A 17,095-nucleotide genomic window follows, 5' to 3' on the forward strand; every position below is an offset into this window, starting at 1 on the left:
CTGGAGGGATAGTGTCATGGCTCTGCCATCATCCATTGCGAATCGAATGAGGCTGCCCGTCATCGGTGCGCCCATGTTCATCATCTCCAATCCTGACCTTGCCATCGCGCAATGCAAGAGCGGGGTCATCGGCTCCTTTCCTTCACTCAACGCCCGTGGAGAAGGGGTGTTCGAGCAATGGCTGGAGCGCATGAATGAGGAAGTCACTTCCCACGATGCGCCGTATGCGGTGAACCTGATCGTCCATAAAAGCAATGGGCGGCTGGAAGAGGATCTGGCGCTCTGCGTCAAATATGAGGTGCCCGTCATCATCACTTCGCTTGGTGCCCGGCCAGAGGTGAATGAGGCCGTGCATGGCTATGGCGGCATTGTCCTGCATGATGTCATCCATAACACTTATGCGAAAAAAGCGATTGAGAAGGGCGCTGACGGCCTGATTGCCGTGGCCGCTGGCGCCGGCGGTCATGCGGGCACGCTCTCGCCCTTCGCGCTGATTCAGGAAATCCGCCAGTGGTTTGACGGCCCGCTCGCCCTTTCAGGCTCGATTGCGAATGGCCGTTCGGTGCTGGCGGCTGAGGCCATGGGCGCGGATGCCGCCTATATCGGCTCGGCCTTCATTGCGACCGAAGAAGCCAATGCGGTTGACGGCTACAAGCAGATGATCACCGACTCCTCGGCGGATGATATTGTCTATACGAACCTTTTCACCGGTGTTCCCGGCAATTACCTTGCGCCCAGTATCCGTAATGCCGGGATGGACCCGGACAATCTGGCGACCGCTGATCCTTCCAAGATGAATTTCGGCGATGGCTCGACCGATGCGAAGGCATGGAAGGATATATGGGGCTGCGGGCAGGGCATCGGCGCCATTACCGAAGTCGTGCCGACCGCGGATCTCGTTGCGCGGCTGACGCGGGAATATGCCGTGGCGCGGGACCACATCCTGCGCGGCCGGTCACGGGTCTGACCCTATCTAACCGGCGGACGTTCGCCGGGGCCTGAATAGGCGCGCTCGACCCTGGCAATGCGGACATCATAGGCGTCATAGAACCGTGCCATGCCCATTTCCTGCGCGCCGAGATGCGCGGCGTTGGCCTTCCATTCGGCAATCGCTTCTTCGCTTTCCCAGTAGGAAACGGTGATGCCGAAGCCGTCCGCGCCGCGAGCGGACTCAACACCCAGAAAGCCCGGCTGCTCGGCGGCGAGCTTGACCATCCGCTCTGCCATTTCGGCATAGCCTTCGGCTTCGCCCATCCGGCTGGAGAAGATCACGGCGTAATAGGGCGGGGTCAGCTGCGTCGTCGTCATATCAGGCCGCATGCGGACGGCAGCCATGCGTCTTGTGCATCTGCGCGTCTTTAAGCCAGTCCCAGCCAAAGGCTTCTTCACTGTCGCCATGCTGTCGGCGGTGCTCGAGTTTCGCCATGGCTTCTTCCAAGGTCGGCTGGTGGCCATCCGGCACCCACCACATGACGAAATGCATCTCGCCCATGATTTCGAACCATTCCTGCCGGCGTTCATAGAATTTCTTGTGCACCGTGCCCCAGACGAATGTCTCAAGGCTTGCGGCATCTTCCCAGACGGTGAGGTTTGCCACCGTCTGCGGGTCATCCGTGACCGCCGCATCGGTATTGCCCTGACCGGGTTCGCCTGAGCCTTCCATCATCCAGACAAAGCCCGGCATCTGTTTGCCCAGCCCGTTGATGAAATCGAGATTGTCCATGAAGTCCTTGACCCGGGGATCATCCGTTGGGGCGACAAGACGCCCGATATTCAGTTCGGCAAGCTGCATGGGGGTTCCTCGCAAAATGGCCGTCAGGCCTGTTTCATCTTGGTCATCATGTCGCCGATCCGCGCGCCCATTTCCTCGGCCAGCGCTTCAAGACCGTTTTTGGGACGAATCATGACTTCGAATTCGGTGATCAGACCGCCCGCATCAAATTGGACCATGTCGATCCCCTTGACCCGTTTGTCCCCGACAAGGGCGGAGAATTCGAGCACGGCGGACTGGCCATCCGTGCCGATGAATTCGCGGTGATAGGTGAAGTCCTCAAACACCTTAATCACGGTACTGAGCGCCAGGCACAGCGCGAAGGATCCGGGATAGGGGGTGTGCGCAACGGGCGAGCGGAAGACGGCATCCTTGTGAACGATCTCGGGCAGGTTCTTCATGTCGCGGCGCTCGACGATCTCATGCCATCGGGCGAGCGTCTCTCTCGCGGCTGGTGTCAGGCTGGCATCGCTCATCATTTGACCTCCCCGTACAATGTCCGGTGCAACGATCTGCCTCTCGGTCATCCGTCATATCATGTACAGCCCATCCGCATACAAGCCAGACGGCCCGAATTTGCGCCGGACCTTGTCTTTGGCCGCTCTCTTGCATCTAAGGGGTGTTGCATCTTCGCGTGAGAGAGGACGAAGGACGCCCCATGACCGGCCATCATATTCTGACCCTGAGCTGCCCTGACCGTCCGGGCCTAACGAGCGCCGTGACCCAGCGGCTGTTCCAGCACCGCGGCAATGTCGTTGAGGCCCAGCAATTCGGGGATGCCGAGACCGGGCGCTTCTTCATGCGCATCGTCGCCGATTTCGCCGATGAGGCGGCGGAAGGGGAGTTCCGGCAGGATTTTTCGGGGCTAGCTGGTACCTATGACATGGAATGGTCGCTGCGGCAGGCCGATGAGCGCCGTCGGGTTCTCATTCTAGTCTCAAAATTCGACCATTGTCTCAGCGATCTTCTCTACCGGCATCGGATCGGCGAGCTGCCGATGGACATCGTCGGCATCGTCTCGAACCACCCGGCGGAAGGCCATGAGCTGGCCGGTGCGCGCAACATTCCCTTCCATCACTTCCCGATCACGAAGGACACAAAGCCCCAGCAGGAGGCCCAGATCCGTGATGTGATCGAAGAGACGGGGGCGGAGCTTGTCGTGCTTGCCCGCTATATGCAGATCCTCTCGGATGAGATGTCGGCCTATCTCTCGGGCCGCTGCATCAATATCCACCATTCCTTCCTGCCCGGTTTCAAGGGCGCCAAACCCTATCACCAGGCCCATGCGCGCGGCGTGAAGATGATCGGCGCGACGGCGCATTACGTGACGGCTGACCTCGATGAAGGGCCGATTATCGTGCAGGACGCCGAGGCCATCACGCATGCCGACACGCCGGATGATCTCGTTCGCAAAGGACGGGATATCGAACGCCGGGTGCTGGCCCGCGCGGTGCGCTGTCATCTGGAAGACCGTGTACTGCTCAATGCGCAGAAGACGGTCGTGTTCGGGGATTAACCCAGGCGCGCGGCGTGCCAGCGGAGGTGATCCTCCATGAAGCTGGAAATGAAATAATAGCTGTGATCATAGCCCGCTTGCATGCGCAGAGTGAGGTCGATGCCCGCCCGTTCGCAGGCTGATTTCAGCAGTGAGGGTTTGAGTTGTTCGGTCAGGAAGTCATCTGCTTCCCCCTGATCAACCAGCAGGGCAGGGAGGCGTGCGCCATCTTCGATCAGAGCCACGGCATCATGTTTCCGCCAAGCGGATTTGTCCGGACCCAGATAACCGCCCAGCGCCTTCTCGCCCCATGGTACCTGTGACGGCGCCACGATCGGCGCAAAGGCACTGACGGCCTTAAATCTATCAGGGTACGTCAGGCCGATGGTCAGCGCGCCATGCCCGCCCATGGAATGCCCCATGATCGACTGCCGCGCCATGTCGATCGGGAACTGCTCGGCGATGACACCGGGCAGCTCTTCGGTGATATAGGACCACATTTTATAATGCTTCGCATAAGGCTCTTCCGTCGCATCGACATAGAACCCCGCGCCGAGGCCGAAATCATAGGCGCCGTCAGGATCGTCTGCGACATCCTCACCGCGCGGTGAGGTGTCCGGCGCGACAAAGATCAGCCCTAACTCGGCACACGCTTTTCGATACTCGCCTTTCTCCGTCACATTGGCATGGGTGCAGGTGAGCCCGGAGAGATACCAGACGACCGGCAGGCGCGCGCCATGCTCGTGATCAGGCACGAAGACCGAAAAGGTCATCTCCGTTCCGGTCACGGAGGATTGATGCGTGCACACTCCTTGCGTGCCACCATGCGACCTTGTGGTGGAGAGGGTGTGGAGGGTCATGAGGGGCTCACGACCTTGCCGCCAAATCGTACGTCATAGGCGGAGGCGTTCTTGCGCGGCGGGGACATCGAAACGCTTTCAGCGACATCGAGTTCGCCAGTCACCTTGAAGCCCAGATGCTCCCCCACCTTGCGAAAGAGTTCTACGGCCTTCTGGGGCGTGTCGGCCCAGATCATCATCTGCAGTTCTGCAGGCGTTTCGCCGGCCTTCTCACACTCGCTCCTTACCGTGAAATGAAGGAGCGGAAAGCTGCCCTTTGGCATGCCAGTGTCGAAGTCGAATTTCGGGGTCGGTTTGTCAGTCATCAGTACACCACTACGCTACGAATGGACTTGCCCTCATGCATGAGGTCAAAGCCCTTATTGATTTCTTCCAGAGACAGCGTGTGTGTGATCATCGGGTCGATCTCGATCTTGCCGTCCATATACCACTCGACGATTTTGGGCGTGTCAGACCGACCGCGCGCGCCACCGAAGGCAGTACCTTTCCAGACCCGGCCAGTGACAAGCTGGAAGGGGCGGGTTGAGATTTCCTTGCCCGCTTCGGCCACGCCAATGATGATCGATTCTCCCCAGCCGCGGTGACAGGCCTCGAGCGCTGTGCGCATGACATCCGTGTTACCGGTGCAGTCGAAGGTGTAATCGGCGCCGCCATCGGTCAGCTGGACGAGATGGGGGACGAGGTCGCCGACATCTTTTGGGTTCACAAAATGGGTCATGCCGAATTTGCGGCCCCATTCTTCCTTACCCGGATTGACATCGACACCGATGATCATGTTCGCGCCGACCATTTTGGCGCCCTGAATGACATTGAGGCCGATGCCGCCTAGGCCAAAGACGATGACATTCGCGCCCGGCTCGACCTTGGCCGTATTGGTGACGGCACCAACGCCGGTCGTTACGCCGCAGCCAACATAGCAGGCCTTGTCGAACGGTGCGTCCTTGCGGATTTTCGCCAGCGCGATTTCCGGCAGGACGGTGAAGTTCGAAAAGGTCGAGCACCCCATATAATGGTGGATCTTTTCCCCCTTATAGGAAAAGCGCGACGTGCCGTCCGGCATCACGCCCTGGCCTTGCGTCGAGCGGATCGACGTACACAGATTGGATTTCTGGGAGAGGCAGGTTTTGCATGTCCTACATTCGGGCGTGTAGAGCGGGATGACATGGTCATCGACTTCGACGCTGGTCACGCCGGGTCCGATCTCATGGACGATGCCGGCGCCTTCATGGCCGAGAATGCTGGGGAACAGCCCCTCTGAGTCGAACCCGTCCAGCGTATAAGCGTCGGTGTGGCAGATGCCGGTCGCCATGATCTCGACCAGAACCTCGCCCTCCTTGGGGCCCTCCAGATCGACTTCGACGATTTCGAGCGGTTTCTTCGCTTCAAAGGCGACGGCGGCTCTGGTTTTCATGTCCCGGGCTCCTTCAACTGACAAGGCTCCCGTCTGCCATCATCCGGCGTGCAATGCCAATTGCTTCCCGCAGTGGGCGGCTTCATGTGCCAGCAGCCATTTTTTCCGGTCGAGCCCGCCGCCGTAGCCGCCAAGCTTGCCGCCCGTGGCAATCACCCTGTGGCAGGGGACGATGATCGCGATGGGGTTCGCGCCATTGGCGCTTCCGACCGCGCGGAAGGCTTTGGGGCTGCCGACCGCGCCCGCAAGATCGCCATAGGACCATGTCTCGCCGGCCGGGATCGTGCGCAGGGTCGCCCAGACTTTTGTCTGGAATTCCGTGCCCGCTGCATCAGTGGTGAGTGTGTCGATCGCGGCAATATCCCCATTGAAATAGGCCTCGACCGCCTTGCGGGCCGGGCCGGACGTCTTGCCGTCGCGGATCTCGGCATCTCCGAAATGCCGCTTGAGGTGGATTTCCTCGCGGTCGCGCTTTTCAGTGAATTCCAGCATGCGGACCGTACCATCGCTTTGCGTGATCAGGGTGATGGGGCCGACGGGTGTGTCGATCAGCTCACGGATGAGGGGTGTCATGAATTTTCTCCTTCGGTCTCATCGCCGCTCGATGCCCAGAGATGCATGACGGCATAGGCGCGCCATGGCCGCCATTTCGCGGAATGCTCGGCAAGGGCTTTGGGAGAGATCATTTCTCCCCCGCGGCTGAAATTTTTCCTGACGATCAGGTCGCCTTCGATAAAGGCGTCGGTCGCGCGCGCGGCGCGCATGGCCATGTAATTGGCTGTCCACGGACCGATGCCGGGCAGGGCGGTGAGGGCTGCATATAGCTCGTCCGGGTCCGCGCCGCCTTCGAAAAGGTGCGGGTGCTCGACTGCCAGCCGCGCCAGCGCACTGATCGCATCGGCGCGCTTCTGCGGCATCCCCAGCCCCACGATATCGGCGCCGGCCAGCGTCTGCGCATTGGGGAAGGCGTGGGTGAGGCCATTGCCGGTCTCAACGCGCGTGCCGTATTTTGCGACCAGCCGCGAGGCGATGGTCGTTGCGGCCTTCACCGTCACCTGCTGGCCAAGGATCGCGCGCACGCCGATCTCGAGCCCGTCCCATGCACCGGGCAGGCGCAGGCCGGGCCGCTTCTCGACCATCGGCGCGAGCACCGGGTCGGCGCTGAGGACTTCTGCTATCGCCGCCGGGTCCGCACCAAGATCGAACACCCGCCGCACTTTCGCGATCACACCGGGCAGGGCAGCGGTATCGGGCAGGCTCGCCTCGATGCGGATCGCGGAGACTTCCGGCGCATGGCTCACATTGATGATGCCGGTCTGCTCGCCCAGCCGCAAAATCCGTTTGTAGACACCGTTTTCGACCGCCTCGACGCCGGTCATTGCGCGTAAGGACAGGAAGGCGAGGATTTGTTCCCAGTCATAAGGCGGCTGATAGGTGAGGGTGAGGACGAGCCCGTTCTCGCTTTCGCCCGACCCGCGCCGCAGGCTGCCCGGCGGTTTGCCGTAAAGCGCGGTGAAGGTCTCGTTGAAGCGCCGCAGACTGCCAAAGCCGCTCGCCATGGCGATTTCGGTCATCGGCAGGCTCGTCTGGTGGATCAATTGTTTGGCGAGAAGCACGCGCCGGGTCTGCGCAACCGCAATCGGGGTCGCGCCAAGATGCTGGCGGAAAAGCCTGCGCAGATGTCGCTCCCCGACGCCAAGGCGGTCGGCAAGATCGGTCACTGATCCCTGATCGAGTGCCCCGTCCTCGATCAGCCGCAACCCGCGTGAGACGGTCGAGGATGTCCCCCGCCACGCGCCAAGATCGGGCGAGCTTTCCGGACGGCAGCGCAGGCAGGCGCGATAGCCTGCTTCCTCGGCAGCGGCGGCGCTGGGCGCGAATTCGCAATTCTCTTCCGCCGGGGTGCGCGCCGGGCAGATCGGCCGACAATAAATGCCTGTTGTCTTCACGCAGGTGAAGAATTTGCCGTCATAACGGGCGTCGCGGGCGGAGATGATCCGGTGACAGGTGGCGTGATCGAGGTCCATGCAGACAGGAGTATAGCGGCTTCGACGCAATTACTCGCGGTTTTCGGACATACCCGTTTCCGGGGCCGATAGCGATAACATCTCTCTTAAGCCATTGACCTTTGGCCGCAGCATCCTGCAATTGTTGCGGCGCAACATGGGAGAACGCCGATGTCGGAACGCGTGGAACGGGCCGGATTACAGATCGATGCTGGGCTCTGCGCCTTTCTGGAGACAGAAGTGCTGGCGGGGCTTGGCCGCGACAAGGCGGCGTTCTGGGCCGGGGCGGCGGAGATCATCACCGGTTTTGCACCAAAGAATCGCAAGCTCCTTGCTGAACGCGACTGGCTGCAGGCCGAGATTGATCACTGGCACCGTGCCCATCCCGGCCAGCCGGCCGATTATGCGGCCTACGAAGCGTTTCTCAGATCAATCGGTTATCTCGTGCCGGAGCCTGACGATTTCGAGGTGGGTACGGAGAATGTCGACCCGGAACTCGCCGCGATGGCCGGGCCGCAGCTTGTCGTGCCGGTGCTCAATGCCCGTTATGCGCTCAACGCAGCTAACGCCCGCTGGGGCAGCCTCTATGATGCGCTTTACGGTACGGATGTCATTCCGCATCATGATGATGACAAGCCCGGCTATGATCCCAAACGCGGCACAAAGGTCATCGCCTATGCCAAGCGCTTTCTCGACCAGATCGCACCGATGACGGAAGGCTCCCATGCCAGCGTCCTTGAATACAAGGTCGTGGACGGACATCTTGATCCTGAACTGAAGATGCCAGAGGTATTTGCGGGCTATCGCGGGCCAGCTGACAAGCCCGAGGCGATCCTGCTCAGCCATAACGGCCTGCATGCCGAAATCGTGATTGATCGGAGCCACCCGATTGGCAAAGACGACATGGCCGGTGTCGCGGATGTCCTTGTTGAGGCCGCGCTCTCAACGATCATCGACATGGAAGACTCAGTTGCCGCCGTCGATGCAGAGGACAAGACGCTGGCCTACCGGAACTGGCTCGGCCTGATGAAGGGTGATCTGGAGGCGAGCTTCCAGAAGGGTGGCGAGACACTCTCCCGCGGGCTTAATCCGGACCGGGAGTATAAATCCGCTGAAGGTCGCGAGATCACGCTGAAAGGCCGCTCGCTGCTGCTCGTCCGCAATGTCGGACATCTGATGACGAACCCTGCGATCCTCCTGCCTGATGGCCGCGAGATCCCTGAAGGCATCATGGATGCCATCGTCACCTCGCTGATCGCCTGCTTTGACCTTGAGGGTAAGTCACGTGTACGGAACGCGACCGAGCCGTCGGTCTATATCGTGAAGCCGAAAATGCATGGCCCCGCCGAATGCGCCTTCACCAATGAGCTTTTCAATGCAGTCGAGGACCTGCTTGGCCTTGCCCGCCACACGCTGAAAGTCGGTGTGATGGATGAGGAGCGACGGACGTCCGCAAACCTTGCCGCCTGTATCGAAGCCGTCCGGGACCGGATCGTCTTCATCAATACAGGATTCCTCGACCGCACAGGCGATGAGATGCACACTTCGATGGAGGCCGGACCGATGATCCGCAAAGCGGAGATGAAGGGCACGGACTGGATCAAGGCCTATGAGGATCGCAATGTGGCCATCGGCCTCAAATGTGGGCTCTCGGGCCGGGCGCAGATCGGCAAGGGCATGTGGGCCGCGCCGGACCGCATGCATGACATGATGGATCAGAAGATCGGCCACCCCAAATCAGGCGCGAACACCGCCTGGGTGCCGAGCCCGACAGCGGCAGCACTGCATGCGCTTCACTATCACAAAGTCGATGTTTTCGAGGTCCAGAAGGAGAAGGCCGAAAAGGACGTACCCGCCCTTCGCGATCTGCTGACGATCCCGTTGTCGCGTGGCACGAACTGGTCGCCCGATGAGATTCGCGAAGAACTCGACAACAACGCCCAAGGCATCCTTGGCTATGTCGTCCGCTGGATCGATCAGGGGGTGGGGTGCTCGAAAGTGCCCGACATTCACGATATCGGCCTCATGGAAGACCGCGCCACTTTACGGATTTCCTCCCAGCATATGGCGAACTGGCTTCGCCACGGTGTCGTCACGGCGGATGACATCAATGCCGCATTCGAGCGCATGGCGGAAAAGGTCGATGCCCAGAATGCGGGTGACCCGGCCTATCGTCCGATGGCAGAGGATTTTGACGGCTCGATTGCCTATCAGGCGGCAAAGGCACTAGTCTTTGAAGGATGCGAGCAGCCAAGCGGTTATACTGAACCGCTGCTGCATGCTTATCGGCTCAAGCTGAAGGCGTCACAATAGAAGACCCCTCACCCGAAGCCGGACTTTACGTCCGTCTTCGGCCTCTCCCAAGGGAGAGGCGGCTTTCTATCTTCGAGATATGGAAAAACTGCTCTGAACACCTCTCCCTTTGGGAGAGGTCGGCTTCGAGTATCGAAGCCGGGTGAGGGTCTTTGGATAAAACCTTGTTCCGGGCCTCACGGCATCGGCAGGATCGATTTCCTTGTCACTTCGCGCAGGGTGAAGCTCGACTCGATCGAGGCGACATTATCCGTCCGCAGAAGGGTTTCCGACAGGAACGTCTCATAGGCGGTCAGGGTCGGCAGCACCACACGGATGAAATAGTCGAACTTGCCGGTCACGAGATGGCATTCCATGACTTCCGGCCGGTTGATGATGCCCTGCTCGAAGGCACGCAGCGAGGCTTCGTCTTCCTTGTCGAGCTTGACGAGGATGATCACGGTCACGGGTAGGCCGAGAACATCGCGGTCCACATCCGTTCGGTAGCCCTTGATGATGCCTTCCCGTTCCAGCCGCCTCAGCCGTCTCAGGCACGGTGTAGGGGACAGGCCCACCCGTTCAGCCAGCTCCGCATTCGTGATACGGGCATTACTCTGCAGGTGGGTAAGGATTTTCAGGTCGATCTGGTCGAGTTTCACCAAGGCTTCTCCGACGGCGCCATTGCCGGTTGCTTCGTTTGGTCTTTTTTACGTCAGTCATCAACAGAGTATTAGCAGAAAATTGCAGATGGTGAGGACTTGCCGTAGCGCCCGTCATTTACCTAGTCTGTGAACAACTGGCGGGCGAGGGGGAGATAAAGGGACACGCATGACTGCCCCTACAAAGACACATGGCCTGCCGAATCGGCAGCTGGCGCCGGCCTTTTCCGCGATCGATCTTGGAACCAATAATTGCCGACTTCTTGTGGCTGTGCCGCAGAAAGCGGGTTTCCGCGTCATTGATGCGTTCTCGCAGATTGTGCGCTTGGGTGAAGGGCTGACCCGCAGTGGTGAACTGGCCGAGGCGGCGATGGATCGCACAATCGGGGCGCTGAAGCTCTGTGCCGACAAGATCGCAGCAAGACAGGTCTTGTCGATGCGAAATATCGCAACCGAGGCCTGCCGGGCGGCGGCCAATGGCGAAACGTTCCTCGAGAGGATCGCTGAAGAAACCGGCCTGCAATTCGACATTGTGACCGCCGAGGAAGAGGCGTCGCTCTCGGTGCGGGGCTGCACGGATCTCATCGACCCGGCGGCGAAAGCGGTTCTTGTCTTTGATATTGGCGGAGGTTCAACGGAGCTGAGCTGGCTGCGTATTCATCCGAACGGAACGGGAAACCCCGATTTTGAGACTGTTGCCTGGGTTTCCCTGCCCATGGGTGTCGTCTCGGTCGCCGAAAGCCATATCGAAGTCGAGCTGACCGCCGAGCAATATGACACGCTGGCGGGCCGGGTGATGTCGCTGCTTCAGGCGGTCGACGTGCCTGACGACATCAAGGCGGCTTTCGCGGCGGGCGAGGCGCACCTCATCGGTACCTCCGGCACGGTGACCAGCATGGCGGGCGTCCATCTGCGGCTCGATACCTATTCCCGGCGCGCGGTTGATGGGCTGTGGATGGGGGCGGACGAAGCTCGGCGCGTGGCCGAACTCCTGCGCCGGATGTATATCGAGGACCGGGCGCTCAGCCCCTGCATCGGGCGGGAGCGGGCAGACCTTGTTGTCGGCGGTTGCGCCATCCTCGAAGGCATCCTTCGTGCCTGGCCCACCGACCGCATCCGCGTTGGTGACAGAGGTCTGCGCGAGGGCCTGCTCCTCGATCTGATTGCCAAATGGCGCAACGCCAACAGCGTGGCTTGACGGCGCCTTCGCACTATTGCATCAGCCAATATGGCTGACCGCTTTTCTTCAAAACCGCCCAAAAAGGGTAAAAAGCGCCGGACCAATCTGGCGAAGACGGCGCTGGGCGCCGAGCCGGAAAAGCGCGGCCTCAAGAAATCCCCGACCACAGATGCAGACCAGCGCGCCGCGCGTGAACTGACCGCCAAGGTCAAGACCGCCCGTGGGCGCAAGCTCTCCTCGACCCTGTGGCTGAAACGCCAGCTCAACGACCCTTTCGTCGCCCGTGCAAAGGCAGAGGGCTATCGCAGCCGCGCGGCCTACAAGCTGATCGAGCTGGATGAGAAATACGGCCTTCTCAAACCCGGCGCCCGCGTCGTCGATCTTGGCGCCGCGCCCGGCGGCTGGTCTCAGGTCGCGGGCCGCAAGGTGCTGCCCGGCGGGCTGGTCATCGGTATCGATTATCTCGACATGCCGGCCCTAGACGGGGTGGAACTCCTCCAGAAAGACTTCCTCGATGAGGACACGCCGGACGTCCTGAAAGAAAAGCTGGGCGGGCAGGCTGACATCGTAATGTCCGACATGGCCGCCCCGACAACCGGTCATAAGAACACGGACCATATGCGCATCATTTCGCTCGCCGAGTCCGCGCTCGATTTTGCAGAGGACGTGCTCGCGCCCGGCGGCGTCTACATCGCAAAGGTCCTGCAGGGGGGCAGCGAGAAATCCCTGCTCGACCGGCTGAAGAAGAATTTTTCGAAAGTCTCCCACGCCAAGCCGAAAGCGTCCCGTGCGGATTCGGCGGAGATGTATGTCGTGGCGCAGGGGTTCAGGGGAGGATCCGATGACTGATCAATGGTGCCGGTTCGAAGTCTTCAAGGACGAATTCACGAAAACCCGCTGGGTCGAAGGCGCGCTGCCGCCACTCGGTGACGGCGAGGTCCGGCTGGCCCTGTCGACCGCGTCCTTTACCTCGAACAACATCACCTACGGCATTGTCGGTGAGCAATATGGCTATTGGCGTTTCTTCCCCGTCGAGGAAGAAGGCTGGGGCTGCCTGCCGGTCTGGGGCTTCGCCGATATCGTCGAAAGCCGCGCCGAAGGATTGGAAGTCGGTGAACGGATCTATGGCTATTTCCCGATGGGCAGTCATCTGACCGTCACCCCGGTGAAGGTCGCGCCGCATAAATTCACAGATGGAGCGGCGCATCGTCAGGGCCTGCCGGGCCCCTACAATTATTATGAGCGTCTCGCCGTCGATCCAAATTACGCCCGAGAGATGGAGCCGCATCATTCGCTGTTCGCGCCGCTCGCCTCGACCGCTTACGGCTTGGCCGAATGGGTCAGCCGCAGCGATTATCAGGGGGCGGATGTCATTGTCTGCCTGTCGGCGTCCTCCAAGACCTCGCTCTCAACCGCGATCTATCTCAAATCCATGGGCGTTGCGGGCAAGCTCGTCGGCATGACGTCCGAGCGCAATAAATCCGTGGTCGAAAAGATCGGCGTCTATGACGAAGTCATCACCTATGATGATTATGCGGCGCTTGAAAAAGGCCGCGGCCATCTGATCCTCGATTTTGCTGGCAATGGCGTGGTTACCGCGAATGTGCATCAGCATCTTGGCGATGACATGCTCCACCACACGGTCGTCGGCGCGAGCCACGCACAAGCCCAGCGGCGCATCGATGGCGTGATTGCCGAGCGCTCGGAAGTCTTTTTCCTGCCGACCTATATGGACCAGCGCCTGAAAGAAACCGACGGCAAGTTCATCACCGATATGCGCGCCGCGATGATCGATGTGACGAAACAGGCCGCCGGTTGGATGGAACTCGATCGTGCCGCTGATCGTGACGCTATCGAGAAACTCTACAATACCGTCCGTGAGGGGCGCATTGCGCCCGACCATGGTGGCATTCTGCAATTTGATCATATCTGCTAATAGGAAAAGGAGGCCCCCCCGCATGAACATCCGTGATGCCCTTACTTTTGACGATGTCCTCCTTGAGCCCGGTCCTTCGGAAGTCATCCCGAGCCAGGTCGATGTGAAGACGCGGCTGACCCGCGAGATCAACCTGAACATCCCGATCATGTCCTCCGCCATGGACACGGTGACCGAGGCCGAGATGGCAATTGCCATGGCCCAGAATGGCGGCATCGGGGTCATCCACCGCAACCTCTCGATTGAGGAACAGGCCGAACATGTCCGCCGCGTCAAACGCTATGAAAGCGGCATGGTCGTCAACCCGTTGACGCTGACGCCTGACGCGACTGTCGGTGAAGCGAAGAAGATCATGGATGCACGGAACATTTCCGGCTTCCCCGTGGTTGAGAACCCTGACGAAGCAGGCGTGGGCAAGCTTGTCGGTATCCTCACCAACCGCGACATGCGCTTTACCACCAATCCCGATCAGCCCGTCCGTGAGCTGATGACCTCCAATGACCTGGCCGTCGTCCCGCAAGGGGTTAGTCAGGAAGAGGTCCGCGAGATTGTCCATCGCCGCCGCATTGAGCGGGTGATCGTCGTCGATGAGGATTACCGGTGTATCGGCCTCATCACCGTCAAAGACATGATGAAGTCAGAGCGCTACCCGCTCGCGGTCAAGGATGGGGAAGGGCGCCTGCGGGTTGCGGCCGCCTCGACCGTCGGGGATTCAGGCTTTGAGCGTTGCGAAGCGCTGGTCGATGCAGGCGTTGACGTCCTCGTGATTGACACGGCGCACGGCCACTCGGCCTCCGTTGCCGAACAAGTCACCCGCGTGAAGAAGATGAGCAACGCAACACAGGTGATCGCCGGGAACGTCGCGACCTATGAAGCCGCAAAGGCTCTTGCCATCGCCGGGGCGGATGCGATCAAGACCGGCATCGGGCCGGGCTCGATCTGCACCACACGGATCGTTGCCGGAGTCGGCGTGCCGCAGCTCACCGCGATCATCGACTCGGTGCGCGGCGCCGATGAAGAAGGCGTGCCCGTCATCGCCGATGGCGGCATCAAATATTCAGGTGACATGGCAAAGGCGCTCGCCGCCGGTGCATCCTCCGTCATGATCGGCAGCCTGCTCGCCGGAACGGACGAAGCGCCGGGCGAGGTTTTCCTCTTCCAGGGCCGTTCGTACAAATCCTATCGCGGCATGGGCTCGACCGGCGCCATGGCGCGCGGCTCTGCTGATCGCTACTTCCAGGCCGACGTCAAAGAGCAGATGAAACTCGTGCCTGAAGGGATTGAGGGCCGCGTCGCCTATAAAGGGCCGATTGCGCCGATCCTGCACCAGCTTGTCGGCGGCGTCCGCGCCTCCATGGGCTATGTTGGCGCGCCGACGCTGCCGCAGATGCGCGAGCGCGCGAAATTCGTCCGCATCACCAATGCGGGTCTTCGCGAAAGCCACGTTCACGACGTTTCGATTACTCGGGAAGCACCGAACTATCCGTCGCCGAGCTGAGGCAGCGGAAGTTTCCATGACTGTGGTAGCAATTTTTCTGTCGGTGACAGCGTAACCAACGCGTCGTAAACATCGAACAGGATCAGGGAAGAGTATCCTGAAGGGGAAAGCATGTCCGAACAGCTCAAATCTGCCGTCAAAGATCTATATGGCGCAACCGCTCGCGGCGCGGATGTCGCGGATGCAGAAGGAACGGCGCGTGTCGCAGCCGCCTTCGGCTATAGCGAAGAAGAGCTGGCGGCGATCCCTGAGGGCTCGAACCTCGGTCTTTCCTGCGGGAACCCGACGGCGCTTGCTAATCTGCGTGAGGGCGAGGTCGTCCTCGATCTTGGTTCCGGTGGCGGCATCGATGTCTTCCTTGCGGCCAAAGCCGTGGGCGCGACGGGCAAGGCCATCGGACTCGACATGACCGAGGACATGATCAACCTTGCGCGCAAGAATGCGGACAAGACCGGCATCGCCAATGCTGAATTCGTCCTTGGCGATATCGAGGACATGCCTATTGAGGCGGGCTCGGTCGACTGCATCATCTCCAACTGCGTGATCAACCTGACGACCAGCAAGGAAACGGCCTTCAAGGAAATGTTCCGGGTGCTGAAGCCGGGCGGCCGGGTCGCAATCAGCGATATTGCGCTGAAAAAAGAACTGCCCGCCGAACTGAAAGAAAGCGTCGACGCCTATGTCGGCTGCATTGCCGGGGCGATCACGTCCGAAGAATTCCTCGCCGGGATGAATTCCGCCGGGTTCAACGACATCAAGGTCGTCGATGCGCAGGTGGACCTTAACGCCTATGGCGAAGTTGACGGCCAGTCGGCCTGCTGCTCGCCGGTGGCGGCTGAACCTGAAACTTCGTCCTGCTGTGGCCCGAAAGATCCGGAGCCAGCGGCGTCCTCCTGCTGCGGACCATCAGAACCCGCCGCAAAAGGCACCGATGTTCACGATTCCTTACGCGAGACAATGAAGTCCTATGACCTCAATGACTATGCCGCGTCGGTAAAAGTCTACGCGGTCAAGCCGGCCTGATCGATCATGGCAGACGGCAGCACCCATCCGGCGGCCAAGTTCGACCATCCCCATACGACAGCGAAAGGGGAGAAGCGGGCCTGGGTGCCGATGACGGGGCTCGACACCCTGTGGCTTAATTCCGGCACGCTTTGCAATATCGCCTGCGAGCACTGCTATATTGAAAGTACGCCCACGAATGACCGGCTCATCTATCTGAGCTTTGATCATGCGCTGCCTTATCTTGATGAGGCAAAGGAGATGGGCACGCGGGAGATCGGGATCACGGGCGGTGAGCCCTTCATGAACCCGGACATGCTCGACATCATCAATGCCGCGCTTGATCGCGGCTTTGAAGTGCTGGTCCTGACCAATGCGATGAAGCCGATGATGCGTCCGCGCGTCATGGAAGGCCTGCAGGCCGTCACCGGCGAGCGCCGGGATCGCCTGACCCTGCGCGTCAGTATGGATCATTACACGGAGGAACTCCATGACGAGGAGCGAGGCGAGGGCAGCTTTGCGCGCGCCATGGAGGGCATCAAATGGATCGGCGAGCAGGGCATTAATCTGGCTATCGCCGGGCGGACGATCTTTGGCGAGGATGAGGCCGAGGCGCGCGAAGGCTACCGGCAGACCATGAAATCGGTCGGGGTCAATCTCGATGTCGCGGACACTAAAAAGCTCGTTCTGTTCGCTGAGATGCGGCCCAATGACGATCCGCCGGAAATCACGACCGCCTGCTGGGGTATTCTGAACAAGAAGCCCGCCGACATCATGTGCGCCAATTCGCGCATGGTCGTGCATCGCAAGGGCGCGGAGGAACCGGTCGTTCTTTCCTGTACGCTGCTTGCCTATGATGAGCGTTTCGAGATGGGCCGGACCCTGAAGGAAGCCTCAAAGCCGGTCTCCCTCAACCACCCTTGGTGCGCGACTTTCTGCGTCCTCGGCGGGTCAAGCTGTTCTTAAGCAAGACAGATGTTTGAGT

General features: G+C 60.5%; 18 protein-coding genes. 9 read left to right on the plus strand and 9 right to left on the minus strand.

The features are described from left to right. Positions 1 to 16 precede the first annotated feature (16 nt). Positions 17 to 967, plus strand: coding sequence for an NAD(P)H-dependent flavin oxidoreductase (locus tag DX908_RS00625; protein WP_116390545.1), 951 nt, complete (start codon positions 17 to 19; stop codon positions 965 to 967). A gap of 2 nt (positions 968 to 969) precedes the next feature. On the opposite strand, the gene DX908_RS00630 is transcribed toward DX908_RS00625, so the two are convergent. The 3 genes from DX908_RS00630 to DX908_RS00640 are packed head-to-tail and all read right to left on the minus strand — an operon-like array spanning position 970 to position 2,250. After that, the gene (locus DX908_RS00630) at positions 970 to 1,308 is read right to left on the minus strand and encodes an antibiotic biosynthesis monooxygenase family protein (RefSeq protein ID WP_116392924.1); all 339 of its coding nucleotides are present in this window, start codon (positions 1,306 to 1,308) and stop codon (positions 970 to 972) included. 1 nt (position 1,309) lies between these two features. After that, positions 1,310 to 1,792 (minus strand): DUF3291 domain-containing protein, encoded by a 483-nt coding sequence (locus tag DX908_RS00635; protein ID WP_116390546.1) that lies wholly within the window; start codon positions 1,790 to 1,792, stop codon positions 1,310 to 1,312. A 23-nt stretch (positions 1,793 to 1,815) separates the two neighbouring features. Further along, positions 1,816 to 2,250 (minus strand): nuclear transport factor 2 family protein, encoded by a 435-nt coding sequence (locus tag DX908_RS00640; protein WP_116392925.1) that lies wholly within the window; start codon positions 2,248 to 2,250, stop codon positions 1,816 to 1,818. A gap of 179 nt (positions 2,251 to 2,429) precedes the next feature. Between DX908_RS00640 and purU the strand changes: the two genes are divergently transcribed. Continuing rightward, the gene (gene purU, locus DX908_RS00645) at positions 2,430 to 3,287 is read left to right on the plus strand and encodes a formyltetrahydrofolate deformylase (protein WP_116390547.1); all 858 of its coding nucleotides are present in this window, start codon (positions 2,430 to 2,432) and stop codon (positions 3,285 to 3,287) included. Here purU and fghA read toward each other — a convergent pair. Genes fghA through DX908_RS00670 form a run of 5 tightly spaced genes read right to left on the minus strand, consistent with a single transcriptional unit; the run spans position 3,284 to position 7,564 of the window. After that, positions 3,284 to 4,126 (minus strand): S-formylglutathione hydrolase, encoded by an 843-nt coding sequence (fghA, locus tag DX908_RS00650; protein WP_116390548.1) that lies wholly within the window; start codon positions 4,124 to 4,126, stop codon positions 3,284 to 3,286. The genes purU and fghA overlap by 4 nt on opposite strands. Further along, complete coding sequence (locus DX908_RS00655; RefSeq protein WP_116390549.1) at positions 4,123 to 4,431, minus strand: hypothetical protein; 309 nt, start codon at positions 4,429 to 4,431, stop codon at positions 4,123 to 4,125. Before DX908_RS00655 ends, fghA begins: the two co-directional genes overlap by 4 nt. Then, positions 4,431 to 5,537, minus strand: a complete 1,107-nt coding sequence (locus DX908_RS00660; RefSeq protein WP_116390550.1) for an S-(hydroxymethyl)glutathione dehydrogenase/class III alcohol dehydrogenase — start codon at positions 5,535 to 5,537, stop codon at positions 4,431 to 4,433. Before DX908_RS00660 ends, DX908_RS00655 begins: the two co-directional genes overlap by 1 nt. A 39-nt stretch (positions 5,538 to 5,576) precedes the next feature. Next, a complete protein-coding gene (locus DX908_RS00665; protein ID WP_116390551.1) occupies positions 5,577 to 6,110 on the minus strand; it encodes a methylated-DNA--[protein]-cysteine S-methyltransferase in 534 nt (177 codons plus the stop codon). Continuing rightward, entirely contained in the window at positions 6,107 to 7,564 is a 1,458-nt protein-coding gene (locus tag DX908_RS00670; protein WP_116390552.1) for an AlkA N-terminal domain-containing protein, read from the minus strand. Before DX908_RS00670 ends, DX908_RS00665 begins: the two co-directional genes overlap by 4 nt. Positions 7,565 to 7,714: 150 nt before the next feature. Between DX908_RS00670 and DX908_RS00675 the strand changes: the two genes are divergently transcribed. Further along, positions 7,715 to 9,856 (plus strand): malate synthase G, encoded by a 2,142-nt coding sequence (locus DX908_RS00675; protein WP_116390553.1) that lies wholly within the window; start codon positions 7,715 to 7,717, stop codon positions 9,854 to 9,856. Positions 9,857 to 10,032: 176 nt separating this feature from the next. On the opposite strand, the gene DX908_RS00680 is transcribed toward DX908_RS00675, so the two are convergent. Beyond that, positions 10,033 to 10,494 (minus strand): Lrp/AsnC family transcriptional regulator, encoded by a 462-nt coding sequence (locus tag DX908_RS00680; protein WP_116390554.1) that lies wholly within the window; start codon positions 10,492 to 10,494, stop codon positions 10,033 to 10,035. 169 nt (positions 10,495 to 10,663) lie between these two features. Here DX908_RS00680 and DX908_RS00685 point away from each other — a divergent pair, with 169 nt between their 5' ends. From DX908_RS00685 to DX908_RS00710, 6 genes are all read left to right on the plus strand, one after another. Continuing rightward, positions 10,664 to 11,692 (plus strand): Ppx/GppA phosphatase family protein, encoded by a 1,029-nt coding sequence (locus tag DX908_RS00685; protein ID WP_116390555.1) that lies wholly within the window; start codon positions 10,664 to 10,666, stop codon positions 11,690 to 11,692. 102 nt (positions 11,693 to 11,794) lie between these two features. Beyond that, entirely contained in the window at positions 11,795 to 12,523 is a 729-nt protein-coding gene (locus tag DX908_RS00690; RefSeq protein WP_370339166.1) for an RlmE family RNA methyltransferase, read from the plus strand. Beyond that, positions 12,516 to 13,610: a DUF2855 family protein gene (locus tag DX908_RS00695; RefSeq protein WP_158548388.1), complete on the plus strand. Its 1,095-nt coding sequence runs from the start codon at positions 12,516 to 12,518 to the stop codon at positions 13,608 to 13,610. The genes DX908_RS00690 and DX908_RS00695 overlap by 8 nt, the downstream gene beginning before the upstream one ends. 22 nt (positions 13,611 to 13,632) lie before the next feature. Further along, positions 13,633 to 15,108, plus strand: coding sequence for an IMP dehydrogenase (gene guaB, locus DX908_RS00700; RefSeq protein WP_116390558.1), 1,476 nt, complete (start codon positions 13,633 to 13,635; stop codon positions 15,106 to 15,108). Positions 15,109 to 15,219: 111 nt separating this feature from the next. After that, positions 15,220 to 16,131, plus strand: a complete 912-nt coding sequence (gene arsM / locus DX908_RS00705; RefSeq protein ID WP_116390559.1) for an arsenite methyltransferase — start codon at positions 15,220 to 15,222, stop codon at positions 16,129 to 16,131. 6 nt (positions 16,132 to 16,137) lie between these two features. Further along, positions 16,138 to 17,076: a radical SAM protein gene (locus DX908_RS00710; RefSeq protein WP_116390560.1), complete on the plus strand. Its 939-nt coding sequence runs from the start codon at positions 16,138 to 16,140 to the stop codon at positions 17,074 to 17,076. The last annotated feature ends 19 nt before the right edge of the window (positions 17,077 to 17,095 follow it).

Source organism: Parvularcula marina (genome assembly GCF_003399445.1).
Lineage (GTDB): Bacteria > Pseudomonadota > Alphaproteobacteria > Caulobacterales > Parvularculaceae > Parvularcula > Parvularcula marina.

Excerpts from the sequence above, each read along its gene's own strand:
- DX908_RS00625 (WP_116390545.1), top strand. The coding sequence starts at position 17 with ATGGCTCTGCCATCATCCATTGCGAATCGAATGAGGCTGCCCGTCATC.
- DX908_RS00630 (WP_116392924.1), bottom strand. The coding sequence starts at position 1,308 with ATGACGACGACGCAGCTGACCCCGCCCTATTACGCCGTGATCTTCTCC.
- DX908_RS00635 (WP_116390546.1), bottom strand. The coding sequence starts at position 1,792 with ATGCAGCTTGCCGAACTGAATATCGGGCGTCTTGTCGCCCCAACGGAT.
- DX908_RS00640 (WP_116392925.1), bottom strand. The coding sequence starts at position 2,250 with ATGATGAGCGATGCCAGCCTGACACCAGCCGCGAGAGAGACGCTCGCC.
- purU (WP_116390547.1), top strand. The coding sequence starts at position 2,430 with ATGACCGGCCATCATATTCTGACCCTGAGCTGCCCTGACCGTCCGGGC.
- fghA (WP_116390548.1), bottom strand. The coding sequence starts at position 4,126 with ATGACCCTCCACACCCTCTCCACCACAAGGTCGCATGGTGGCACGCAA.
- DX908_RS00655 (WP_116390549.1), bottom strand. The coding sequence starts at position 4,431 with ATGACTGACAAACCGACCCCGAAATTCGACTTCGACACTGGCATGCCA.
- DX908_RS00660 (WP_116390550.1), bottom strand. The coding sequence starts at position 5,537 with ATGAAAACCAGAGCCGCCGTCGCCTTTGAAGCGAAGAAACCGCTCGAA.
- DX908_RS00665 (WP_116390551.1), bottom strand. The coding sequence starts at position 6,110 with ATGACACCCCTCATCCGTGAGCTGATCGACACACCCGTCGGCCCCATC.
- DX908_RS00670 (WP_116390552.1), bottom strand. The coding sequence starts at position 7,564 with ATGGACCTCGATCACGCCACCTGTCACCGGATCATCTCCGCCCGCGAC.
- DX908_RS00675 (WP_116390553.1), top strand. The coding sequence starts at position 7,715 with ATGTCGGAACGCGTGGAACGGGCCGGATTACAGATCGATGCTGGGCTC.
- DX908_RS00685 (WP_116390555.1), top strand. The coding sequence starts at position 10,664 with ATGACTGCCCCTACAAAGACACATGGCCTGCCGAATCGGCAGCTGGCG.
- DX908_RS00695 (WP_158548388.1), top strand. The coding sequence starts at position 12,516 with ATGACTGATCAATGGTGCCGGTTCGAAGTCTTCAAGGACGAATTCACG.
- guaB (WP_116390558.1), top strand. The coding sequence starts at position 13,633 with ATGAACATCCGTGATGCCCTTACTTTTGACGATGTCCTCCTTGAGCCC.
- arsM (WP_116390559.1), top strand. The coding sequence starts at position 15,220 with ATGTCCGAACAGCTCAAATCTGCCGTCAAAGATCTATATGGCGCAACC.
- DX908_RS00710 (WP_116390560.1), top strand. The coding sequence starts at position 16,138 with ATGGCAGACGGCAGCACCCATCCGGCGGCCAAGTTCGACCATCCCCAT.